The 21,219-nt window shown below is 65.1% G+C and carries 22 protein-coding genes; 7 read left to right on the top strand and 15 right to left on the bottom strand.

Annotated features, from left to right (window positions below):
- Positions 1-43: 43 nt before the first annotated feature.
- The 9 genes from AC4HIX_RS15065 to AC4HIX_RS15025 all read right to left on the bottom strand — a co-directional run bounded on the left by AC4HIX_RS15065 (position 44) and on the right by AC4HIX_RS15025 (position 9,362).
- Positions 44-2,245, bottom strand: coding sequence for a 3-hydroxyacyl-CoA dehydrogenase NAD-binding domain-containing protein (locus tag AC4HIX_RS15065; RefSeq protein ID WP_490399548.1), 2,202 nt, complete (start codon positions 2,243-2,245; stop codon positions 44-46).
- Positions 2,242-2,727 carry a cupin domain-containing protein gene (locus AC4HIX_RS15060; protein WP_490399547.1) on the bottom strand — a complete coding sequence of 162 codons (486 nt, stop codon included), beginning with the start codon at positions 2,725-2,727 and terminating at the stop codon, positions 2,242-2,244. Before AC4HIX_RS15060 ends, AC4HIX_RS15065 begins: the two co-directional genes overlap by 4 nt.
- Entirely contained in the window at positions 2,727-3,938 is a 1,212-nt protein-coding gene (locus tag AC4HIX_RS15055; protein ID WP_490399546.1) for an acetyl-CoA C-acetyltransferase, read from the bottom strand. Before AC4HIX_RS15055 ends, AC4HIX_RS15060 begins: the two co-directional genes overlap by 1 nt.
- A gap of 10 nt (positions 3,939-3,948) precedes the next feature.
- Positions 3,949-4,581 (bottom strand): glutathione S-transferase family protein, encoded by a 633-nt coding sequence (locus AC4HIX_RS15050; protein WP_490399545.1) that lies wholly within the window; start codon positions 4,579-4,581, stop codon positions 3,949-3,951.
- A 278-nt stretch (positions 4,582-4,859) separates the two neighbouring features.
- Positions 4,860-6,008, bottom strand: a complete 1,149-nt coding sequence (locus tag AC4HIX_RS15045; RefSeq protein WP_490399544.1) for an acyl-CoA dehydrogenase family protein — start codon at positions 6,006-6,008, stop codon at positions 4,860-4,862.
- 26 nt (positions 6,009-6,034) lie between these two features.
- Entirely contained in the window at positions 6,035-6,247 is a 213-nt protein-coding gene (locus AC4HIX_RS15040) for a hypothetical protein (protein WP_008556741.1), read from the bottom strand.
- A gap of 73 nt (positions 6,248-6,320) precedes the next feature.
- Positions 6,321-8,102, bottom strand: a complete 1,782-nt coding sequence (locus AC4HIX_RS15035) for an acyl-CoA dehydrogenase C-terminal domain-containing protein (RefSeq protein ID WP_490399543.1) — start codon at positions 8,100-8,102, stop codon at positions 6,321-6,323.
- 76 nt (positions 8,103-8,178) lie between these two features.
- Positions 8,179-8,580, bottom strand: coding sequence for a MerR family transcriptional regulator (locus AC4HIX_RS15030; RefSeq protein WP_475051355.1), 402 nt, complete (start codon positions 8,578-8,580; stop codon positions 8,179-8,181).
- A gap of 413 nt (positions 8,581-8,993) precedes the next feature.
- Positions 8,994-9,362, bottom strand: a complete 369-nt coding sequence (locus tag AC4HIX_RS15025; protein WP_475051356.1) for a MerR family transcriptional regulator — start codon at positions 9,360-9,362, stop codon at positions 8,994-8,996.
- Between the two features lie 124 nt (positions 9,363-9,486).
- Here AC4HIX_RS15025 and AC4HIX_RS15020 point away from each other — a divergent pair, with 124 nt between their 5' ends.
- Genes AC4HIX_RS15020 through AC4HIX_RS15010 form a run of 3 tightly spaced genes read left to right on the top strand, consistent with a single transcriptional unit; the run spans position 9,487 to position 11,748 of the window.
- On the top strand, positions 9,487-9,909 hold the full coding sequence (locus AC4HIX_RS15020; RefSeq protein ID WP_475051358.1) for a PaaI family thioesterase: 423 nt from the start codon (positions 9,487-9,489) through the stop codon (positions 9,907-9,909).
- Positions 9,906-10,424, top strand: a complete 519-nt coding sequence (locus tag AC4HIX_RS15015; RefSeq protein WP_421056055.1) for a PaaI family thioesterase — start codon at positions 9,906-9,908, stop codon at positions 10,422-10,424. The genes AC4HIX_RS15020 and AC4HIX_RS15015 overlap by 4 nt, the downstream gene beginning before the upstream one ends.
- Before the next feature lie 4 nt (positions 10,425-10,428).
- The gene (locus tag AC4HIX_RS15010) at positions 10,429-11,748 is read left to right on the top strand and encodes an MATE family efflux transporter (protein WP_490399542.1); all 1,320 of its coding nucleotides are present in this window, start codon (positions 10,429-10,431) and stop codon (positions 11,746-11,748) included.
- A 111-nt stretch (positions 11,749-11,859) separates the two neighbouring features.
- Here AC4HIX_RS15010 and arsC read toward each other — a convergent pair whose 3' ends face one another.
- The 3 genes from arsC to AC4HIX_RS14995 are packed head-to-tail and all read right to left on the bottom strand — an operon-like array spanning position 11,860 to position 13,591.
- Positions 11,860-12,201 carry an arsenate reductase (glutaredoxin) gene (arsC, locus tag AC4HIX_RS15005; RefSeq protein ID WP_490399541.1) on the bottom strand — a complete coding sequence of 114 codons (342 nt, stop codon included), beginning with the start codon at positions 12,199-12,201 and terminating at the stop codon, positions 11,860-11,862.
- On the bottom strand, positions 12,198-13,256 hold the full coding sequence (locus tag AC4HIX_RS15000) for a quinone-dependent dihydroorotate dehydrogenase (protein ID WP_490399540.1): 1,059 nt from the start codon (positions 13,254-13,256) through the stop codon (positions 12,198-12,200). The genes arsC and AC4HIX_RS15000 overlap by 4 nt, the downstream gene beginning before the upstream one ends.
- Entirely contained in the window at positions 13,253-13,591 is a 339-nt protein-coding gene (locus tag AC4HIX_RS14995) for a DUF952 domain-containing protein (RefSeq protein ID WP_490399539.1), read from the bottom strand. Before AC4HIX_RS14995 ends, AC4HIX_RS15000 begins: the two co-directional genes overlap by 4 nt.
- Before the next feature lie 253 nt (positions 13,592-13,844).
- Here AC4HIX_RS14995 and AC4HIX_RS14990 point away from each other — a divergent pair, with 253 nt between their 5' ends.
- Both AC4HIX_RS14990 and AC4HIX_RS14985 read left to right on the top strand, forming a co-directional pair.
- Positions 13,845-15,425, top strand: coding sequence for a bifunctional metallophosphatase/5'-nucleotidase (locus AC4HIX_RS14990; protein ID WP_490399538.1), 1,581 nt, complete (start codon positions 13,845-13,847; stop codon positions 15,423-15,425).
- 152 nt (positions 15,426-15,577) lie between these two features.
- Positions 15,578-15,886 carry a DnaJ family domain-containing protein gene (locus AC4HIX_RS14985; protein WP_490399537.1) on the top strand — a complete coding sequence of 103 codons (309 nt, stop codon included), beginning with the start codon at positions 15,578-15,580 and terminating at the stop codon, positions 15,884-15,886.
- 6 nt (positions 15,887-15,892) lie between these two features.
- Here AC4HIX_RS14985 and AC4HIX_RS14980 read toward each other — a convergent pair whose 3' ends face one another.
- The gene (locus AC4HIX_RS14980; protein WP_490399536.1) at positions 15,893-17,641 is read right to left on the bottom strand and encodes a tetratricopeptide repeat-containing sulfotransferase family protein; all 1,749 of its coding nucleotides are present in this window, start codon (positions 17,639-17,641) and stop codon (positions 15,893-15,895) included.
- Positions 17,642-17,731: 90 nt separating this feature from the next.
- Between AC4HIX_RS14980 and AC4HIX_RS14975 the strand changes: the two genes are divergently transcribed.
- Positions 17,732-18,421: an SOS response-associated peptidase gene (locus tag AC4HIX_RS14975; RefSeq protein WP_490399535.1), complete on the top strand. Its 690-nt coding sequence runs from the start codon at positions 17,732-17,734 to the stop codon at positions 18,419-18,421.
- Between the two features lie 4 nt (positions 18,422-18,425).
- Here the strand turns inward: AC4HIX_RS14975 and AC4HIX_RS14970 are convergent, their stop codons facing one another.
- Entirely contained in the window at positions 18,426-18,917 is a 492-nt protein-coding gene (locus AC4HIX_RS14970) for a MarR family winged helix-turn-helix transcriptional regulator (protein WP_490399534.1), read from the bottom strand.
- A gap of 162 nt (positions 18,918-19,079) precedes the next feature.
- Here AC4HIX_RS14970 and mnmH point away from each other — a divergent pair, with 162 nt between their 5' ends.
- Entirely contained in the window at positions 19,080-20,132 is a 1,053-nt protein-coding gene (gene mnmH, locus AC4HIX_RS14965; RefSeq protein ID WP_490399533.1) for a tRNA 2-selenouridine(34) synthase MnmH, read from the top strand.
- 171 nt (positions 20,133-20,303) lie between these two features.
- Here mnmH and selD read toward each other — a convergent pair.
- A partial coding sequence (gene selD, locus AC4HIX_RS14960) for a selenide, water dikinase SelD (RefSeq protein WP_490399532.1) occupies positions 20,304-21,219 on the bottom strand: 916 nt, incomplete at its 5' end.

The following is a 21,219-nucleotide window of genomic DNA, read 5'->3' as shown; positions in this document are numbered from 1 at the left end:
ACGGCCAGGGTCATCCCTGGCCGTTCTGTGTTTAAAAAGGCCGTCAGGCCGCCGCGGAGTCTTCCGGGGCAAAGCGGGTGTAGAAGCTCTGGCCTTTCTCCGCCATCTCACGCAGCAGCGCCGGGCAGGTGAAACGCTCGCCGAACTTCTCCGTCAGGCTGTCGCAACGCTCGGCTGCGTAGGGCGTGCCCAGGATGTCCAGCCAGCTGAGCGGCCCGCCCGACCAAGGCGCAAAGCCCCAGGCCAGGATCGCGCCCACGTCGCCCTCGCGGATGTCCATCAGCACGCCTTCCTCCAGCGCCCGCACCGCTTCCAGCACCTGCGCAAACATCAGCCGTTCCTGCACTTCGATCAGATCGGGCTGCTCGGCCGCCAGCGGGTACTTCTCCTGCAGGCCTTTCCAGTACTCAACGCGCTTGCCCTTGTCGTCATACTCGAAGAAGCCCGCGTTCGACTTGCGCCCTAGACGGCCCTGTTCCTCCATCCAGAAGATCAGGTCATCAGCCGGGCTTTCCGGGTAGGCATCGCCCATCGCCGCCTTGGTGGCGCGGGCGATCTTGGCGCCCAGATCAATCGAGGTCTCATCGGTCAGCTGCACCGGCCCCACCGGGAAGCCCAGCTGCCGCGCCGCGTTGTCGATCAGGACGGGCGAGACGCCCTCGGTGATCATCCGCATCCCTTCGTTGATGTAGGGGATGATGCAGCGGTTGGCGTAGAAGAAGCGCGCATCGTTGACCACGATCGGCGTCTTGCGGATCTGGCGCACATAGTCCAGCGCCTTGGCCACCGCGCGGTCCCCGGTTTCCTTGCCCTTGATGATCTCCACCAGGAACATCTTCTCAACCGGCGAGAAGAAGTGGATGCCGATGAACTGATCCGGACGGCTCGAGGCCTTGGCCAGCTCGGTGATCGGCAGGGTAGAGGTGTTGGAGGCAAAGATGCAGTCTTCGGGGATGATCGCCTCGACCTTCTTGGTCATCTCGGCCTTGACGCCCGGATCCTCGAACACCGCCTCGATGATCAGGTCGCAGCCCTTCAGCGCCTCCAGATCGGTGGTCGCGGTGATCTGTGCGAGCAGCGCCTCTTTCTTTTCCTCGGTCGCCTTGCCGCGCTTGATGCCCTTGTCCATATAGGACGCGGAATAGGCCTTGCCCTTGTCGGCAGCCTCCTGGTCGCGGTCGATCAGCACCACTTCCATGCCCGCCTGGGCGGAAACTAGCGCGATGCCTGCGCCCATCATGCCGGCACCCAGCACGCCGACCTTCTTGACCGACTGGTCCGGCACGCCCTTGGGCCGCACTGCGCCTTTTTCCAGCGCCTGCTTGTTCAGGAACAGCGAGCGGATCATGGCGGAGGACGAGGGGTTCATCAGCACCGAAGTGAAGTGCCTTGCCTCGATCTTCAGCGCGGTGTCGAAATCGACCAGCGCACCCTCATAGATCGACGACAGCAGCGCCTTGGCCGCCGGAAACGCGCCTTGGGTCTTGCCGTGCACCATTGCCGAGGCACCGACAAAGGTCATGAAGCCCGCGGGGTGATAAGGCGCGCCGCCCGGCATCTTGTAACCCTTGGCGTCCCAGGGCTTGACCAGATCGGCGTCCTTGGCGTTCAGCACCCATTCCTTGGCCGCCGCCAGCGGATCCTCGGCCACGGCGTCGATCAGCTGCGCGCCCTTGGCCTTCTTCGGGTCCATCATCTTGCCTTCCAGCAGGACCGGAGCCGCCGCCATCGCGCCCACCATACGGGAATAGCGCATGGTGCCGCCGCCGCCGGGGAAGATACCGATCATGATTTCCGGCAGGCCGATCTTGGCCTTCGGGTTGTCGGTCATCACCCGGTGATGGCAGGCCAGCGCAATCTCGGTGCCGATGCCCGCGCAGGTGCCGTTGATGGCGCAGGCCACCGGCTTGCCGCCCTTCTTGGTCTTCGGGTCCATGCCCGCCAGCTCCAGCTTGCGCAGGATGCGGTGGCCGCCCATGGTGAAGTCGAACAGGCCCTGGGCCGGGTTGTCACCGGATTCCTCGCGGATGGTGGCCAGCACGTTCAGATCCATGCCACCGGCAAAGTCTTTCTTGCCAGAGGTGATGACGATGCCTTTGACGGCTTCGTCTTCCAGTGCCCGGTCAACATATTCTTCCACCAGGCCAAAGGCTTCGCGGGTGAGGACGTTCATGCTCTTGCCCTCGGCGTCCCAGGTGATGATTGCGACGCCGTCCGCGTCCACGTCGTATTTGAAATCGCTCATGTATCTTCTCCAGTCTGGTCAGCCGTCAGCGGGCTGCCGTCCTTACGGGTGAAGGTGAACTGCCCTTCGGCAAATTTCACCATCATGTCCAAATCGCTGTAATAGCCGGTCTCGGTTGCGGTGCGGGTGCCCACCACCAGGAAGGCGGCAGGCTTGTCGGAACGGTTCACCAGATGATGGCCGTTCTCGTCTCCCGCCGGGAAGGCGGCACAGTCGCCGGGCATCATCTCGTGCGCACCCTGATCGTCGATCAGGGTGCAGGTGCCCTCTGTCACCATCACGAACTCTTCCTGCTCCATGTGGTAGTGGCGCAGGGACGACATCGCGCCCGGCTCCAGCCGCACGATGTTGACGCCGAACTGGCTGAGCCCGCCCGGATCGCCCAGCGGCTGCACGCTGCGGCCGGCACAGGCCTCAGCCAGCTTGCCGGGGTAGCCCGAGCCGGTCCGCCAGGGGAGCTGGGAGAGGTCCAGCTTCGGCATCAGACCCGCTCGATGATGGTGGCTGCACCCATGCCGGATGCAATGCACAGGGTGGCGAGACCGGTCTGCTTGTCCTGCCGTTCCAGCTCATCCAGCAGGGTGCCGATGATGATCGCGCCGGTGGCGCCCAGCGGGTGGCCCATCGCGATTGAGCCGCCGTTGACGTTCACCAGCTCCGGGTCGACGTCAAATGCCTGCTGGAACCGCAGCACGACAGAGGCGAAGGCTTCATTGACTTCGAACAGGTCGATGTCGCCGATCTGCATGCCGTTGTCGGACAGGATTTTCTCGGTCACCGGCACCGGGCCGGTCAGCATGATGGTGGGATCGGTGCCGATCTTGGCGGTCGCCTTGATCCGCGCGCGCGGCTTCAGGCCGTGCTTCTCGCCAAACTCCTTGTTGCCGATCAGCAGCGCCGCGGCGCCGTCGACGATGCCGGAGGAGTTGCCCGCATGGTGAATGTGGTTGATCCGCTCCAGATGCGGATACTTCAGCATCGCCACCTTGTCGAAGCCCGGCATCTGTTCGCCCATCATCTGGAAGGCCGGGTTCAGCGAGCCAAGCGCCTGCATGTCGGTGCCGGGGCGCATGTATTCGTCATGATCCAGGATCGGCAGGCCGTTCTGATCGCGCACGGTAATCACCGACTTCTCGAACCGCTTCTCTTCCCACGCCTTCGCCGCGCGGCGCTGGGACTCCATCGCCAGCGCATCGGCCTGATCCCGGGTAAAGCCGTACTCGGTCGCGATGATGTCGGCGGAGATGCCCTGCGGCACGAAATAGGTCTCCATCGCGAGGCTCGGGTCAACGGCAATCGCGGCGCCGTCGCTGCCCATCGCCACCCGGCCCATCATCTCCACGCCGCCCGCGATATAGGCATCGCCCGCGCCGCCCTTCACCTGGTTTGCCGCCAGGTTCACGGCTTCCATCCCGGAGGCGCAGAAGCGGTTGATCGCCAGGCCCGGTATGCGCTCATCGAGGTCGGAGGCCAGCACGGCAGAGCGCGCCAGGCAGCCGCCCTGTTCCATCACCTGGGTCACGTTGCCCCAGATCACATCCTCGACCGCGTGGCCTTCCAGGTTGTTGCGCTCCTTGATCGCGTTCAGCGTCAGGGCGGAGAGGCGGACTGAGGTCACCTCATGCAAGGAGCCGTCCTTGCGTCCCTTGCCGCGCGGGGTGCGCAGCGCGTCATAGATATATGCGTCTGTCATCTTGCTCTCCTCAGGCCCGGTCCGACGGGTTGCCGGGCATCAAGTCATAGGGGTGTTTCCAGCCGGGCAGGGTGCTGATGCGGCCCAGCCAGGCGTCGATATGGGGCCACGCGGCCCGGTCGAAGCCAAAAGGCTCCGGGTAGAACAGGTAGCCGCAGCAGGTAAGATCCGAATTGGTGAGCTGATCGCCCACGATCCACTCGCGGTCCTGCAAATGGGTGTCCAGGGTTTTGAAGGCCGCTTTCAGGCGGCCCTGCATGAAGGCAATCACCTCCTGCGGGCGTTTGTCTTCGGGGATGAAGTTCATCAGAAAGCGGGTCATGCCGGCCTGGCTGGACAGTTTGTGGTTGTCCCACAGGACCCAGCGCAGAACTTCGTATTTGTCTTCCGGCGCGCCGGCGAACTTGCCGGTCTTGTCGCTGATGTACTGCTGGATCACGCCGGACTGCGACAGGCGCAGATCGCCGTCCACCAGCATCGGCGCCTCAGCCATCACATTGAGGCCGCGGTAATCATCGGTGCGGTGCGCGCCGCCGAAGAAATCGACAAACACCGGCTCCCAGGCCAGGCCCGACAGCTCCAGCGCCAAGGCTGCCTTGTAGGAATGGCCGCTTTCGCCGAAGCAATGCAGTTTGATTGTCATGTGTTGCTCCCTGTGTCTGCTGGCGGAGCGGGGGGTTCACACCCCCGCGCCCCCGTGGAGTATTTTTGGAAAGATGATGGGGCATTAACCCGCGTCTGCGCGCGGCGTGCTACCCTGGTCTTGCGGTACAGGCTGGAGAGCCGATGGCCGTGAAAGGTGAAGACGTCCCTGCCCATTTGGCGAAGGCTTGGGGGCAGGGACACTGCCTTTGCTTCATCTTTCCCCAAATACTCAAAATCCATCATCGGCCTCCCGCGTCGCCGCCGCGGCCCCTGCGCCTACAGCGACCGCGCAATCAGCTCCTTCATGATCTCATTGGTGCCGCCGTAGATCCGCTGCACCCGGGCATCGGCCCACATCTCGCCCACCGCATATTCCTGCATGTAGCCATAGCCGCCGTGCAGCTGCAGGCATTCGTCCAGCACCTCGCCTTGCGTGTCGGTGATCCAGTATTTCGCCATTGCCGCTTTCTCGACGGTGAGCTTGCCCTCCAGGTGTTCGGCGATGCATTCGTCGAGGAAGGCGCGCGCAACCTTGGTCTTGGTCAGGCATTCGGCCAGCTTGAAGCGGGTGTTCTGGAACTGCAGGATCGGACCGCCAAAGGCTTCGCGCTCCTTGCAGTAGGCGATGGTGCGCTGCACCGCGCCTTCCATCGCGCCAACCGCGCCGCAGGCGATGATCAGGCGCTCTTGCGGCAGCTGCTGCATCATCTGGTAAAAGCCCTGGCCTTCGGCACCGCCCAGGATGTTCTCCGGCGGGATCTCCACGTTATCAAAGAACAGCTCGGAGGTATCCGCCGCGTGGCAGCCGATCTTGTCGAGGTTACGGCCGCGGCTGAAGCCCGCGGCGCCGTCGGTTTCCACCGCCACCAGCGACACCCCCTTGGCGCCCGCCGCCGGGTCGGTCTTGGCCGCGACCAGGATCAGGTTGGCGTGCTGGCCGTTGGTGATGAAGGTCTTCTGCCCGGTCAGCCGGTAGGCATTGCCGTCCTTCACCGCCTTGGTCTTGATCGCCTGCACGTCGGAGCCGGTGGAGGGCTCGGTCATTGCCAGCGCGCCGACCAGCTCGCCGCTCACCATCTTGGGCAGCCAGCGCGCCTTCTGCTCCTCTGTACCGTAGGCCAGGATGTAATGCGCCACGATGCCAGAGTGGATGCCGTGGCCCCAGCTCGCCAGATTGGCGCGGCTGCCTTCCATCAGGATCACAGCTTCATGCCCGAAATCGCCGCCCGCGCCGCCGTGTTCTTCGGTAACCGAAGGGCACAGCAGGCCCAGTTCGCCGGCCTGCTGCCAGGTCTCCCGGTCCATCATGCCCTGCTTGCGCCAGGCCTCGAACTTGGGCGTCCATTCATTGGTGATGAACTGAGCCGTCATTTCGGCAAGCATCTGGTGCTCTTCGGTCATCCATGCGGACTGCGTGCTGGTCATCTCTCTCCCCTTGGCCGCGTGCGGCCCTATTTCTTGCGTGCCTCCAGCTCGGCGTTGAACAGCCGCAGCCGGTGGGTCAGGTTCTCTTGGTCCGTCACACTGTCGAAATGCTCGAACAGGAATGACAGCGCTTCTCCCTCATCCAGCCCGGCCTCCTGGGCAAACTTTCTGAGCTTGCGGTAGCCGTCCTCGGTCATCGCGACGGGGAAGCGGCGGGTCAGGCGGAATCGTTTCGGCATTGTTCGGTCCTTTGCATGTCAAGGCACCGGCCGGGGCTGGTCCGGGCGCCCCGCGAGGGGGCGCCCAAGGGCATCAGAAGGCGTCCGCGTCCAGTGCCATCACCGTGTCCGCGCCGCTTTCGATGCGGGCCAGGTGCAGCTTGGTGGCGGGCAGCCGACGTGCCATATAGTACCGGCCGGTTGCGAGCTTCGTCTCATAGAACGCCGCGTCATCGGCCCCGGCGTCAAGCGCTTCCTGCGCCGCCTTGCCCATCTTGGCCCACATCAGGCCCAGGCAGACCTGACCGAACAGATGCATGAAGTCATAAGAGCCCGCCAGCGCATGGTTGGGATCCTTCATGCCGTTCTGCATGAAGAACATGCCAGCCGCCTGCAGATCCTTGGAGGCCGCCTGCAGGGGTTTGATGAAGTCCTTGGTGTATTCCTCGGAAATATCTTTGTTTTCCTGGCAGAAGCTCTTCACCAGATCAAAGAACGCCAGAACGTATTTGCCGCCGTGCTGGCCCAGCTTGCGGCCCACCAGGTCCAGCGCCTGCACGCCGTTGGCGCCCTCGTAGATCATCGCGATGCGGGCGTCGCGGGTGTATTGCGACATGCCCCATTCCTCGATGTAACCGTGGCCGCCATAGACCTGCTGCGCCTGCACGGTCATGTCATAGCCCTGATCGGTCAGGAAGCCCTTGATCACCGGGGTCATCAGCGAGATCAGCCCGTCGGCGTCCTTGTCGCCCGCACGGTGCGCCTGGTCGATCAGGGTGGCGCCCCACAGCAGGAACGCGCGCGCGCCCTCGGCAAAGCTTTTCTGGTCCATCAGCGAGCGGCGGATGTCCGGGTGCACGATCAGCGGATCGGCGGGGCCGTCCGGGTTCTTGGCGCCGGTCACGTCGCGCCCCTGCAGCCGGTCCTTGGCGTATTCCAGCGCGTTCTGATAGGCGGCCTCGGCCTGCGCCAAACCCTGCATGCCGACACCCAGGCGGGCCTCGTTCATCATGGTGAACATGGCGCGCATGCCCTTGTGCTCTTCACCCAGCAGCCAGCCGACTGCGCCGTCATAGTTCATCACGCAGGTGGAGTTGCCGTGGATGCCCATCTTCTCCTCGATCTTGCCGACCGAGACGCCGTTGCGCTCGCCCAGCGAACCGTCCTCGTTCACCAGGAATTTGGGCACGATGAACAGGCTGACACCCTTGATGCCCTCGGGGCCGCCGGGGATCTTGGCCAGCACCAGGTGCACGATGTTGTCCGCCATGTCGTGATCACCGGAGGAGATAAAGATCTTCTGGCCGGAGATGCGGAAGCTGCCGTCGCCCTGCGGTTCCGCCTTGGTGCGCATCAGGCCCAGGTCGGTGCCGCAATGCGGCTCGGTCAGGTTCATGGTGCCGGTCCACTCGCAGGAGACCATCTTGGGCAGATAGGTTGCCTTCTGCTCATCGGTGCCATGCGCCAGGATCGCCGAGGCGGCGCCGTGGGTCAGGCCCTGGTACATCGTGAACGCCTGGTTCGCGGCCGAGAAGAACTCGCCCACTGCGGTGCCGATCACATAGGGCATGTTCTGGCCGCCGAACTCTTCCGGCATGTCGATGCCCGGCCAGCCGCCTTCCTTGACCTGCTCAAAGGCTTCCAGGAACCCTTTGGGCGTGTAGACCACGCCGTTTTCCAGGCGGCAGCCCTCCTGGTCGCCCACCACGTTCAGCGGGTGCAGCACTTCGCTGGCGATCTTGCCCGCTTCTTCCAGCACGGCACCGGTGAACTCCGGCTCCAGCTCGTTGTAGCCGGGAATATCCTGGCCGGAGACCTTCAGGACATCATGCAGGATAAACTGAGCGTCTTTCGCGGGGGCTGTATAAGAAGGCATTAGGATCCTCTTCGGGGGGGCTTGTTGGGCTTGGTTTGGGTGCCGGACAAGCCGGCAGATGGGGCAGGGCGGCTGCCTATTCGGCAGCCTTTTTCTGGGCCCGCATTGAGGCGATCATCTTTTCACCCCAGGCGAGCTGGTCTTTCAGGTCCTCGATCGCCTCGGTCAGCTCCTCGCGCTGGCGCTCCATATCGTTGAGCCGGTCCTTGGCAATCTCGTATGTCTTGGTCAGCTGCGTCACCTGCTGGTCGCCGACATGGTACAGGTCCAGCAGCTGGCGGATTTCCTCCAGGCTGAATCCGAACCGCTTGCCGCGCAGAATCAGCTTCAGGCGGGCGCGGTCGCGTTTGGTGAACAGCCGCTTCTGGCCGTCACGGATCGGGAACAGCAGTTCCTTGGCTTCGTAGAACCGCAAGGTACGGGGCGTTACGTCAAAGGCCTCGCACATCTCGCGGATGGTCATGGTTTTCTCTGTCATCATCGTCACTCTTACGGCTTGGTGCAGCCCTAAGCTGAGCACTTCCGGCCTTTCGATCAAGACTGACTTTACGTTTACGTAAGTTGTACGTTGCGTCACTTCTAGGGGCGGTAACAGTTCGCAAAACGAACGTTAAATGACGCAACGTACCAATGAAGGGCAGCGGCCCGACCGGCAGCGGCCCCTGCTTGAAAAGGGCGGGCAGGGCCGAATCCGGTGGCCGGAACTCAGGCCGCAGGCACCGGGCCAGCGCCTGCCTGCGTCACGCGGGCCGGTGCTATTGCGGTCCAGAAGCTTGTTCAGAAATGAGAGCTGGCTGGCTGGGAAAAGGTGGCCAGCACGCGGTGCCGGCGCCATCCCGCCGGAGGGGGCGCTAGTCCGGCAGGCGCTTGCGCTAAGCCGGACCTGGCATCTTATTTCAGCTGCGCCTTGGTGCTGGCGCGCAGCGCGCTCAGCTCGTCGATGGCTTCGGTGATCTGTTCGCGCTGCTTTTCCAGCTCCACCAGCTGGCGGTCGGCCATCTCCATAAAGGCGTGGTTCTGGGCGTCGTTGCCCTCTTCCTCATAGATCAGCAGCCACTGGCGGATCTCTTCCAGCTGGAAGCCGAATTTGCGCCCGCGCAGGATCAGCTTCATCCGGGCGCGCTCCCGCGCACCGTAATACCGCGACCGGCCTTCGCGGTCCGGCTGCAGCAATTCGATGTATTCATAGTAGCGCAGCGTCCGCGGCGTAACGTCGAACTCTGCGCACATTTCTTTGAATGACAATCTGTTGTCGGTCATCCGTCGTCTCCCTTGCCGGGAACCTATGCACTTGCAGCGAACAGTGCAACCTCCGTGGCGGCACACTTGCGCTTTCGCCGGGCCGCAGCCAAAGATAGGGCAGAGATTTCAAAGGGACAGCCCCATGGCCGACAAGACCCAGCTCGCTCGCCAGTTCATCGAAGCGATCCCCCATGCCAAGCAACTGGGGATGAAACTGACGGAGATCGGCGACGGCACTGCAGAGATCCGCATGGCCTATGACGAAAAGCTGATCGGCGACCCGGCGACCGGGGTGATTCACGGCGGCGCGGTGTCGGCCCTGATGGACACATGCTGCGGCGCGGCGGTGATGAGCCACCCTTCGGCCCCCGGCGGCACCGCCACCATCGACCTGCGCATCGACTATATGCGGCCCGCCACACCCGGCCAGGCAATCACCACCCGCGCGACCTGCCACCACATCACCCGCACCGTTGCCTTTGTCCGCGCCGTGGCGATGGACGAGGACGCGGACCGCCCCGTCGCCACCGCCGCAGGCGCCTTTACCGTGGAGAAGAAGTTTTGAGCCGCCCCCGTCCCGAACCGATCCAGGTGGTCAAACAGCGCCGCGATGCCGCGCTGTCGGCGCTGGTGGACTCGGTGCCGTACATCCGCTTCCTGAACGTGACCTTCGACCGCCGCGGCGATGAGCTGACGGCGCAGCTCAACTTCGATGACAAGCTGATCGGCAACCCGTTTCTGCCGGCGATCCACGGCGGCGTGACCGCGGCGTTTCTCGAGATCACGTCGATGGTCACTCTCAATTGGTCCTTCCTCTGGCCGCGCATCGAATCCGGCGATCTGGACCCGGCGGAGATGGCCAAGGGCAACCTGCCGCGCCAGCCCAAGACCATCGACTTCACCGTCGACTACCTGCGCTCCGGCCTGCCGCGCGACGCCTATGCCCGCGCCCGGGTGAACCGCTCCGGCCGCCGCTATGCCTCGGTGCATGTGGAGGCCTGGCAGGACCACAAGGACAAGCTGTTTGCCCAGGCCACCGGCCATTTCCTGATGCCGCAGGACGCGAACGGCAAGGACTGACCCCATGACCAGCGCGGCTTCGGACATCACCCACAAACGGGTGCTCAGCATCGCGTTGCCGATTGTCCTGTCCAATGTCACCGTGCCGATACTGGGGGCCGTGGACACCGGCGTGGTCGGCCAGATGGGGCAGGCCGCACCGATTGGCGCGGTCGGCATCGGCGCGGCGATCCTGGCGGCGGTCTACTGGATTTTCGGCTTCCTGCGCATGGGCACCACCGGCCTCGCCGCTCAGGCGCGCGGGGCAGGGGACTGGGCCGAGACCGGCGCACTGCTGATGCGCGGCCTGCTGCTGGCCTTTGCCGCCGGCGCGCTGTTCATCATCGCGCAAGCGGCGGTGTTCTGGGGCGCCTTCGCACTGGCGCCTGCCAGTCCCGAGGTCGAAACCCTGGCCCGCGGCTATCTGGAGATCCGCATCTGGGGCGCGCCTGCTACCATTGCGCTTTATGCGGTGACCGGCTGGCTGATCGCGGTCGAGCGCACCCGTGGTGTCTTCCTTCTGCAGGTGTGGATGAACGGGCTGAACATCGTTCTGGACCTGTGGTTCGTGCTAGGCCTGGGCTGGGGTGTCGAGGGTGTCGCCCTGGCCACGCTGATTGCCGAATGGACCGGTCTGGCGCTGGGGCTGTACCTGTGCCGCGATGCCTTTGCGGGCGAGCAGTGGCGGGACTGGGCGCGGGTGTTCGATGCGGTGCGGCTTAAGCGGATGATGCAGGTGAACGGCGACATCATGGTGCGCTCGGTGCTGCTCACGGGGTCCTTCACCACCTTCCTGTTCATCAGCTCCGGCGTCGGCGACGTGAACCTGGCCGCCAACCAAATCCTGCTGCAATTCCTGTCGGTCACCGCCTTTGCGCTGGACGGATTTGCCTTTGCCGCCGAAGCGCTGGTGGGCGGTGCAGTCGGTTCCCGCGCCCGCGTAAGGCTGCGCCGTGCGGCGGTGATTGCCGCGCAGTGGAGCACCGGCGGTGCGCTGCTTCTGGGGGCGGGGTTCGCCTTGGCCGGGCCTGCGGTGATCGACCTGATGGCCACCGCGCCCGAGGTGCGCGATGCAGGCCGTGTCTATCTGCTGTGGGTGGTGCTGGCCCCGGTGCTGAGCGTGGCAAGCTACATGTTTGATGGCATCTATATCGGCGCCACCTGGACCCGCGAGATGCGGCGGGCGATGGTGCAGGCAGTGGCGGTCTATGTGCTGGCACTGCTGCTGCTGGTGCCGGTTTTCGGCAATCACGGGCTGTGGGCGTCGCTGATGGTTCTTAACGTGGCCCGCGGTGTGACCCTGGGCCTGCGCTATCCGCGGCTGGAGGCGCAGGTGGGCACCTGAGCGCCCCGGAATTCTGCGAAAATTCCGGCCCGTTTTCCGGCGCGGAAAACAGCCGCTTCGCGCCAAAAAATCCTCGCAGGATTTTTGGCCGTTTCCCGAGCCGGGAAACGGTCACAGCAGCGTTTCAATCGCCTCGGTGGGGCGGCCGATCACCGCTTTGCCGTCTTTGATCGCAATCGGGCGCTCGATCAGGATCGGATGCGCGGCCATCGCCGCCAGCAGGTCCGTTTCGGCGCTGTCCTTTCTGAGGCCCAGCTCCTTGAAGACCTTCTCGCCGGTGCGCATCATCTGAACCGCGGATACGCCAAGCGCGGCTTGCACCTGCTTGATCTCCTCAACTGACGGCGCATCCTGCAAATAGAGCCGCGGCTCTACCTCAGCACCGCGCTCTTCCAGCAGCGCCAGGCCAGCCCGGGATTTCGAACAGCGCGGGTTATGCCAGTAGGTGATCACAGCCAGTCCTTCCGTTTCGAGCCAACCGCTTGCGCGACGTTCTCAAACCCGTCGCGGGCCAGCAATTCATCCAGTCCGCGGGCAATATCGCCCGCCAGTGACAGCCCGCCATAGACCATCGCGGTGTAGAACTGCACCGCCGAGGCCCCGGCGCAGATCTTGGCATAGGCCTGTTCCGCCGTGCTGATGCCGCCGACACCCACCAGCGGCACTTGGCCCTCCAGAAGCTCCGACAGCTGCGCCAGAACCCGGGTGGATTTCTCAAACAGCGGCGCACCGGACAACCCGCCGGCCTCGCCTTTGTGGGCACTCCGCAGACCGTCGCGCGACAGGGTGGTGTTGGTGGCAATCACCGCGTCGATGCCGCTCTCAACGGCGACGGCGGCAATGTCCTCAATCCCGGCGCGGTCCAGATCCGGGGCGATTTTCAGGAACACCGGCACCCGGCGGCTGAGGCTGTCGCGGGTTTCGATCACCCCTGCCAGCAGTGCCGACAGCGCGGCCTTGCCCTGAAGGTCGCGCAGCTTCTCAGTGTTTGGAGAGGACACATTGACGGTGGCAAAGTCCAGATGCGCGCCGCAATGGGCCAGCACCTTGGCAAAATCCGCAGCGCGGTCGGCGCTGTCTTTGTTGGCGCCCAGGTTCAGCCCGATCACTGCATCGCGCGGCCGCTGGGAGAGGCGCATACCAATCGCCTCCATGCCCTCGTTGTTGAAGCCGAAGCGGTTGATCGCCGCCTTGTCCTCGGTCAGGCGGAACAGGCGCGGTTTGGGGTTGCCGGGCTGCGGGCGGGGCGTTGCCGCGCCAACCTCAATGAAGCCGAAGCCGGATTTCGCCAGCGGCGCCAGCGCCTCAGCGTTCTTGTCATAGCCCGCGGCCAGACCAACCGGGTTCGGCAGCTCAATCCCCGCCAGCGTGGTCTTCAGCCGCGCCGAAGTCACCGGGCCGGGGGCAGGCGCGAGCCCCATGGTCAGCGCCTTGACCGACAGCCCGTGCGCTGCTTCCGGATCAATCCGGTGCATCGCCGCCAGGGCCAGTTTCTCCGTCAGCTTCATGCCATCTCCTCCGGGAAACGGTGGCTGCCCTCCACCAGCGGCAGCGGCTTGGCCCAGATCACGTCGGACATGCGGACGTTGCGGTAGAGATGCGGGAACTTGGCACCGCCGCGGGACACTTCCCACTTCAGGTCATCGCCCATCGCGTCTGCATCGCAGGCCAGCAGGGTCAGCCCCGCGGCGCCTGCAAAGTGCTTGGCTGCGGTTTCCACGGCCTGGGTTGCGGTGGAGAAATGGACATAGCCGTCCGCCACATCAATCGGCGCGCCCGGCGTCTCGCCCTCGGCTTGCAGCGCGGCCCATTCGTCCGCCCGGAAAATCTTGTAAATCAGCATGCACGCCTGATGCCCTGCGTCGGCGGATGAATCAAGGGGGATTGGGGATAACTGCAATTTCAGAGGGCCGCGCCTGACCCTGGGAGGGTGCAAAAGCACCCTCCCGTGGGGAGGGTCGGGCGCGGCCCGGGCTTATGCCCGCGCCAATTTGTTTGGCTTACGCAAGGAGACACAACCTTCTGTCTTTTCCCCTTTGACCGGCGCGGGCTTTGGGCGCAGGCTTGGTCAAAACGGAACAACGGGAGCGCTCCTCATGATTGCACGCATTCTCACATCGGTTGCAGCCCTGGCCCTGTCTGCCGGTACGGCGGCGGCGGAGTACAAGCTGACCATCCTGCACACCAACGACTTCCACTCGCGGTTCGAGCCGATCAACAAATACGACAGCACCTGCGATGCCGAGGATCAGGCCGAGGGCAAGTGCTTTGGCGGCACCGCGCGGCTGGTGACGGCCATCGCGGACGCGCGGGCGCGGGCGGAGAATGCGATCCTGGTGGATGGCGGCGACCAGTTCCAGGGTTCGCTGTTCTATACCTACTACAAGGGCAAGGCCGCGGCGGAGTTCATGAACCAGCTGGGCTATGACGGCATGACCGTCGGCAATCATGAGTTCGACGACGGCCCGGAGGTGCTGCGCGGGTTCATGGATGCGGTGGGCTTTCCGGTGCTGATGTCCAATGCCGATGTGTCGGCGGAACCGGCGCTGGCGGATGTGCTGAAGAAATCCACGGTGATCGAGCGGGGCGGCGAGAGGATCGGCCTGATCGGCCTGACGCCGGAGGACACGCATGAACTGGCGAGCCCCGGTGAGAACGTGCATTTTTCCGACCCGGTGGCGGCGGTGCAGGCGGAGGTGGACCGGCTGACCGCCGAAGGGGTGAACAAGATCGTGGTGCTCAGCCACTCCGGCTATGGCGTCGACCAGCGGGTGGCGGCGGAAACCACCGGGGTGGATGTGATCGTCGGCGGTCATTCGAACACCTACCTCTCCAACACCTCGGATAAGGCCGCGGGGCCGTACCCGACCGTGGTGAACGGGGTACAGATCGTGCAGGCCTATGCCTATGGCAAGTTCCTGGGCGAGCTGAACGTGACCTTCGACGATGCAGGCAATGTTGTCAGCGCCACCGGAGAGCCGCTGATCATGGATGCCGCGGTCAGTGAGGACGCGGACACCCGCGACCGGATTGCTGAGCTGGCGCAGCCCTTGGACGAGATCCGCAATAAGGTGGTGGCGGAGGCCGCGGAACCCGTCGAGGGCAGCCGCGATGTGTGCCGGGTGCAGGAATGCCAGATGGGCAATCTGGTGGCTGATGCCATGCTCGACCGGGTCAAGGACCAGGGCGTGACCATCGCCATCGCGAACTCTGGCGGGATCCGTGCCAGCCTGGACGCGGGGGAGGTCACCATGGGCGAGGTGCTGACCATCCTGCCATTCCAGAACACGCTTTCCACTTTCGAAATTGACGGCAAAACGCTGGTGGAGGCCTTGGAGAACGGCGTCAGCCAGGTGGAGGACGTCAAGGGCCGCTTCCCGCAGGTGGCGGGGCTGAAATTCAGCTGGGACAGCTCTGCCGCGCCGAATGCGGGCCGCATCACCGAGGTGATGGTGGCAGAGGGGGATGGCTTCGTTCCCATTGATCCCGCCAAGACCTATGTGGTGGTCACCAACGACTATGTCCGCAATGGCGGTGATGGCTATGCGATGTTCGAAGGGGACGACAAGAACGCCTACGACTTTGGCCCGGACCTGGCCGATGTTCTGGCGGAGTATCTGGCAGCGCAAGGCCCGTATACGCCCTATACCGACGGGCGGATTGCGCAGGTGAACTAAGCGTTCGCATATAGGTCCGGACCGGACCCAATGTTTCGCGCGCGAAACATTCGGGCAGGAGGGCTGCCGCATTATTTTGAGAGGCTGGCAACCTTTGCCGGCGCTTCGTTAACGGGCTGGCGGGTGGCTTGGCGGCATGGCAGAATGCCCCCATGGACCACCCGCTGATCGACCTCATCAACGCCCGCATCGAAGCCGCCGAGAAGGATGGCGCCTTTGACAATCTCGCTGGCGCAGGCAAGCCGCTGCCCAAATGCGATGACCCGGAAAACGAGCTGGTCAACCGGCTGGTTCGTGAAAGCGGCGGGGTGCCGGAGTTCGTCAGCCTGTCGCGCGAGTTGCAGCGGCTGCGGGCGGAACTGCGCGAGACCGGCGACCGCAGCCGCCGGCAGGAGATCCTGAAAGAGATGTCGATGATGGACGCGCGGATCGAGCTCGCGCGCAAGGCCTACGCGAAGTAGGTCCTCTTACCCTTTGATTTCCGGCCAGATTTCCGGGTCCAGCCCGTCGATGAACGGCGCCAGCACATCGGCGTATTTCTCCCACTTGCCGATCGAGCGGGTGTGCGCCGTCTGCCGGACCTGGGTGTTTGAGAGCGTCAGCACCTGGCCCTCGTGCCGTTCCGGGTGGGCCATGTCCTCGACCCAGTCCAGTCCGCAGAAGTCTGCCAGCTTGCGGCTTTCGCCCTCGATATCCGCAACCAGATCTTCATAACGCAGGTCATAGATCCGGCCCGGCATCACCTGCCGCCAGTGCTGCATCAGCCGGCCATAGAGGTTGAAGCGGTGCGCCATCGCCTTGAGGTCATAGGCATAGGTGAGCGAGCTGCCGGAGAAATAGCCGCGCCAGATCGACAGCGCCACGTCGCGCGGGTCGCGGCAAAGATGAACAAAGCGTGCATCCGGGCAGGCGGTCAGCAGATGGCCCAGGAGGCGGTAGTTGTCGGGCATCTTGTCGACATAAGCCGTGGTGCCCTCGGGCATTTCCGGCAGGCGGCTGATGTCCTCCGCTGCGAAATTGCGGGCGGCCTCGGGCGTGAACTCCTGGTCCTTGTCGATATAGGGATGCAGCAGGAAGGCCGGCACGCCGCGTTCGCCCAGCGGGAACACATCGGGGTGCAGGCCGATCACGGTCTCGGTGAGAGTGGTGCCAGAGCGCGGCATCCCCACCACATAGATCGGGCGCGGGCCTTCTGGAGCGGTCTCAGCCGGGGTGATCTGGCCTGGGAAGGCAGCCATGATGCGGCTGAACTGGCGTTCGCTTTCCTCGTAGTCATAGGGGGTCTGCGCCGCCATACAGGCGTTGGCCTCGTCATTGTGGGCTGCAAAGGCCTCCTTGTCGCCGGCCTGATCGGCAATCCGGGCCAGAGCAAAGGCGGCGTTGGCGCGGTCGAGCGAGCGGGCGGGCGCCGCCTTGAGCGCTTTCTGTGCGATGGGCAGCAGTTCCGCGTTCTGCTCGCGGCTGTTGATCCGGGCCAGCATCTCCAGCACCTGGGTGTCCTTGGGGTCCAGCTCCAGCAGCGCCAGGCAGTGGCCGCGGGCTGCGGCGGAGTCGCCGTTGGAAATCAGCTGGCTGGCCAGGCGCCTGCGCGCCTCGATGTTTTGCGGTGCCACGGCGACGGCCTTTTGTGCGGCCTCGGTGGCCTCATCCTGCCGCATCAGGCGGGCGAGCAGCAGGCTGGCGTTCTGCAGCGCGTCGGCGTCGTTGGGGTTCACCTTGAGCGCTGCCTGGTAATCCGCCAGCGCCGCCTTTTCATCGCCCAGCGTGTTCCATGCAGTGGCGCGCAGCCGCAGCATCCGCGGCTGGCGCGGGTCGCGGGCCAGAGCGGCGGTGGCGGTTTCAATCGCGGCCTCGGGGGCGTTCATCACCAGATGTGACTGCGCCTGCAGATACAGTGCCGCCTGATCTCCGGGCTGGTCCTTGAGCACCCGGTCCAGCAGCTTCATCGCCTGCTCGCCCTGCTGCAGGAACAGCAGCGTCTGCGCCAGGTTCTTGCGGGCGTCGTGAAAGCCGGGGGCCAGCGCCAGCGCTTTCTTGAAATACGGGACGGCATCGCGGTGCTTGCCGAGGCCGGACAGGGAGATGCCGGCGATATTGGGAAAGTCCGGGTGGCTCTTGTGCCGCTTCATGCCGCCCTTGGATTGTTTCAGCGCCTGCTTGAACTTGCCCTGATTGAGAAAGCCCAAGGCGGACTGGAGATCATTCTGAAGAGTCATGAGGCCTATCTATCATCCTGTCAGGGCGGCTGAAAACCGGCGGCCAAGGGAAGCTTTGCATCTGCGCCCCGGCCCGGGTTAGAAATCAGCATGTGCGGACGATTTGCCACAACCCTGCCTGCGGATGCAATGGCACAGCTGTTTGCGGCGCAGCCCGCGAACGATCTGCCCAAGGTGCCCGATTACAACGTCTGCCCGACCAACCAGGTGCATGTTGTGCAGGCGGGGGAGGCCGGGCGGCAGCTGGTGGCGATGCGCTGGGGGTTCCTGCCGCATTGGTACAAGAGCGAGACCGCTGGACCACTGCTGATCAACGCGCGGGCAGAGACGATTGCGGAGAAGCCCGCCTTTGCCAAGTCCTGCCGCGAGCGGCGCTGCCTGATCCCGGCCAGCGGGTTTTATGAGTGGACCAAGTCGGAGGAGGGCGCCCGGCTGCCCTGGTACATATTCCGCAGCGACGGCGCGCCGCTGGCGTTCGCCGCCGTGTGGCGCAGCTGGGGGGCGGAGGAACCCGTCAAGACCTGCGCCATTGTCACCACCGCCGCCAATCAGGGGCTGTCGGCGATCCACCACCGGATGCCGCTGATCCTGGAGCCTGAGGACTGGGGCAAATGGCTGGGCGAGGAGGGGCATGGCGCCGCGGCGCTGATGCAGCCGGGGGCGGAAGGAATCCTGGAGTATCACCGGGTCGATCCGGCGGTGAACTCCAACCGCGCCGAAGGGCCGGAGCTGATCGAGCCGTTTGAAGAGGGCGATACCCCGCGCGGCCGCCTGATCTGAGCTTTTATTCTGCCGCCTGGCTGCCGGGCAGGTCGCGCTGCGGCGCCCGGCTCAGTTCGTTTGCAGCCAGGGTCGCCTTGCGCAGCAGCGCCACGAAGGTTTCCTGCTCCGCCTCGGTGAGGCCGGTGAAGATCGCGGGCTGGGCTGCCTGAACCACCGGCAAAAGCCGCTCCAGAAGCGCCTCGCCGTCACGGGTCAGGCTGACCTCGCGGGCGCGGCGGTCCGCGGCAGAGATCCGGCGCGCCACCAGTCCCTTGTCCACCAGCCGGTCCACCACCTTGCCCAGGGTGGCGCGGTCATAGGCGATCAGCCCCGCAACCGAGGCCTGGTCGATGCCCGGATGGCGGCGGATGGCGGCCATGGCGGAGAACTGCACCGGGGTCAGGTCGGCGCCTTCCTCGGCCATGCGCTCCATGAACTGGGCCACGGAGATCTGGTGCAGCCGCCGGATCAGATGGCCGGGCAGCGCGTGTATGTCCAAAGGGTCGGTGTCCATGGGTCCTGGTCCTTGCCGGTGCGGCGCCGCGGGGCCTTCGCCCGGGCTGGTCTGTTCGCTCCGTTTGCCTTACTGCCCCGTGCGCAGTGCGCGCAAGTATTATTGCCGCGGAGCGGGCATTTGCGGCTTTTCCTTGCGCATGGGGCGCGGTAGGCATGGGCCATGGCGCTGACATTCACCTCCCTGCAAGAGTTCTATGGCCACGGGTTCGATACCGTGATCGACGTGCGCAGCCCGGCGGAATACGCCGAGGACCACGTGCCCGGTGCGATCAGCCTGCCGGTTCTGGACAACGAGGAGCGCGCTGAGGTCGGCACCATCTATGTGCAAGAGAGCCCCTTCAAGGCGCGCAAGCTGGGCGCGGCGCTGGTGTTCCGCAATGCCGCGAACCACATTGAGCAGAGCCTGAGCCACCATGATGGGGGCTGGAAGCCGCTGGTCTATTGCTGGCGCGGCGGCCAGAGGTCGGGGTCGTTCACCTGGATGCTGCAGCAGATCGGCTGGCGTGCCGAGGTGGTGCAGGGCGGTTATCAGACCTACCGCCGGCTGGTGCACAAGGCGATGTACGAGACCGCGCTGCCGCACCGGCTGGTGGCGCTGGACGGCTATACCGGATCGGCCAAGACCGAGGTGCTGAAACGTGCCGGCGAGCTGGGCGTGCAGGTGCTGGACCTGGAGGGGCTGGCCAATCACCGCGGCTCCCTGCTGGGGGACATGCCGACGCCGCAGCCCTCGCAGAAAGCGTTTGAATCCGCTGTGGCGGGGGCGCTGATGCGGCTGGACCCCGCCCGCCCGGTGCTGGTGGAGGCGGAGTCCAACAAGATCGGCCAGCGGATCATTCCGCCTGCGGTCTGGGATGCCATGAAGCAGGCGCCCAGGATCGAACTGCAGGTGCCGGTGGCGGCGCGCTGCCGGTATCTGGTGCAGGCCTATGACGACATCCTGTCGGACGCGGACCGGCTGCGCGAGAAGCTGGGCCCCTTGCGCGCCCACCGTTCCGGGGCGGTGGTGGACGGCTGGTTTGCGCGGATTGCCGAGGGCGACAAGGCGGGGCTGACCGGGGCGCTGATGACAGAGCATTACGATCCCGCCTACCGCAAGTCCCGGGCCGCGATCGGGGCGGAGGTGGCCGCCACGGTGGAGGCCGCTGACCTGGACGAGCCGGGCCTGAATGCGGCGGCGGCCCAAATAGCAGAGATCATGGCTGGATTGTAAGCGGCAACAGGGCACTCCCGCCCGTCGCCGGGGCATCTGGGATGCCCCGCTCCCGTTGGGCGTGGCGCTGCGCTGACGCGCAGCGCGCCTCCGGCGGGAGTATTTTTGCAAAGGAGAAGACCAGAAGCAGCGCTTCTATCCGGCCCGGAGTTTTCTTTGGACCGGCAGCCGTTAGCTGCTGAACGTGATTGCCCCCGGGTTTGACGTCACTTTGCCGATAATGGCTGCGGGGCAGCCAGCAGCGCGCAGCTGCTCCAGCAGGTTTTCCGCCCGGTCTGCGGCAACAGCCGCCAGCAGCCCGCCTGCGGTTTGCGGGTCGAACAGCAGGTCTTGCCAGCCGGCGGTTTTCAGCTCCGGCAGCGCCGCCTGGTTGGCAGTCAGCAGCGAGGAGCGGATGCCGCGCTCGGCCAGTTCGGCGGCGCCCTGCATCAGGGGCACCTGACCGGTGAAGACCTCGGCGCCTGCGCGGGAGGCCTCGCAGATGCCGAGCAGATGGCCGAGGAGGCCAAAGCCAGTCACGTCGGTCATTGCATGGGCGTCTTGCAGGATGCGGGCGGCGTCGCCTTGCGGCTGGCTCATCTGCTCCAGCGCCGCGGCCACCCAGTCTCCTTTGGCCTCGCCCGCCATCTCGGCGGCCATCAGCACGCCGGAGCCGATGGGCTTGGTCAGGATCAGCGCGTCGCCGGGCTTGGCGCCTGCAAGGGTGATTGCGGGGCGGGGGCAGAGGCCGGTAACAGTGAAGCCCACGGTCAGCTCATCACCCAGCGACGTGTGGCCGCCGACGATGGCGGCGCCGGCCTCTTGCATGACCTCCGTGGCGGCTGCCATGAGTTCCTGCAGGGTGCGGGCCTGCAGGTCCGGCGACATGCGCGGCAGGATCAGGTTGGCGGTGGCCGCCTGCGGCTCAGCGCCCATTGCCCAGATATCGCCAAGCGCGTGCACGGCGGCGATGCGGGCCATCATGACCGGATCATTGGTGAAACTGCGCAGGTGGTCGGTGCTGATCACCTGTTTGACTCCGCCAGTGGTCAGCAGCGCGGCATCGTCGCCGGGCAGGGGTGTGATGTCATCACGGCCATGGCTGTTC

The sequence above is a fragment of the Leisingera sp. genome (genome assembly GCF_982940295.1).
The sequence above is the reverse complement of the archived record's forward strand: the minus strand, read 5'-3'. Positions and strand labels throughout refer to the sequence as shown.

Bases quoted from the DNA above. Each gene is read 5' to 3' on its own strand.
- AC4HIX_RS15065 (WP_490399548.1), bottom strand. From the start codon at position 2,245: ATGAGCGATTTCAAATACGACGTGGACGCGGACGGCGTCGCAATCATC.
- AC4HIX_RS15060 (WP_490399547.1), bottom strand. From the start codon at position 2,727: ATGCCGAAGCTGGACCTCTCCCAGCTCCCCTGGCGGACCGGCTCGGGC.
- AC4HIX_RS15055 (WP_490399546.1), bottom strand. From the start codon at position 3,938: ATGACAGACGCATATATCTATGACGCGCTGCGCACCCCGCGCGGCAAG.
- AC4HIX_RS15050 (WP_490399545.1), bottom strand. From the start codon at position 4,581: ATGACAATCAAACTGCATTGCTTCGGCGAAAGCGGCCATTCCTACAAG.
- AC4HIX_RS15045 (WP_490399544.1), bottom strand. From the start codon at position 6,008: ATGACCAGCACGCAGTCCGCATGGATGACCGAAGAGCACCAGATGCTT.
- AC4HIX_RS15040 (WP_008556741.1), bottom strand. From the start codon at position 6,247: ATGCCGAAACGATTCCGCCTGACCCGCCGCTTCCCCGTCGCGATGACC.
- AC4HIX_RS15035 (WP_490399543.1), bottom strand. From the start codon at position 8,102: ATGCCTTCTTATACAGCCCCCGCGAAAGACGCTCAGTTTATCCTGCAT.
- AC4HIX_RS15030 (WP_475051355.1), bottom strand. From the start codon at position 8,580: ATGACAGAGAAAACCATGACCATCCGCGAGATGTGCGAGGCCTTTGAC.
- AC4HIX_RS15025 (WP_475051356.1), bottom strand. From the start codon at position 9,362: ATGACCGACAACAGATTGTCATTCAAAGAAATGTGCGCAGAGTTCGAC.
- AC4HIX_RS15020 (WP_475051358.1), top strand. From the start codon at position 9,487: ATGGCCGACAAGACCCAGCTCGCTCGCCAGTTCATCGAAGCGATCCCC.
- AC4HIX_RS15010 (WP_490399542.1), top strand. From the start codon at position 10,429: ATGACCAGCGCGGCTTCGGACATCACCCACAAACGGGTGCTCAGCATC.
- AC4HIX_RS15000 (WP_490399540.1), bottom strand. From the start codon at position 13,256: ATGAAGCTGACGGAGAAACTGGCCCTGGCGGCGATGCACCGGATTGAT.
- AC4HIX_RS14995 (WP_490399539.1), bottom strand. From the start codon at position 13,591: ATGCTGATTTACAAGATTTTCCGGGCGGACGAATGGGCCGCGCTGCAA.
- AC4HIX_RS14990 (WP_490399538.1), top strand. From the start codon at position 13,845: ATGATTGCACGCATTCTCACATCGGTTGCAGCCCTGGCCCTGTCTGCC.
- AC4HIX_RS14985 (WP_490399537.1), top strand. From the start codon at position 15,578: ATGGACCACCCGCTGATCGACCTCATCAACGCCCGCATCGAAGCCGCC.
- AC4HIX_RS14980 (WP_490399536.1), bottom strand. From the start codon at position 17,641: ATGACTCTTCAGAATGATCTCCAGTCCGCCTTGGGCTTTCTCAATCAG.
- AC4HIX_RS14975 (WP_490399535.1), top strand. From the start codon at position 17,732: ATGTGCGGACGATTTGCCACAACCCTGCCTGCGGATGCAATGGCACAG.
- AC4HIX_RS14970 (WP_490399534.1), bottom strand. From the start codon at position 18,917: ATGGACACCGACCCTTTGGACATACACGCGCTGCCCGGCCATCTGATC.
- mnmH (WP_490399533.1), top strand. From the start codon at position 19,080: ATGGCGCTGACATTCACCTCCCTGCAAGAGTTCTATGGCCACGGGTTC.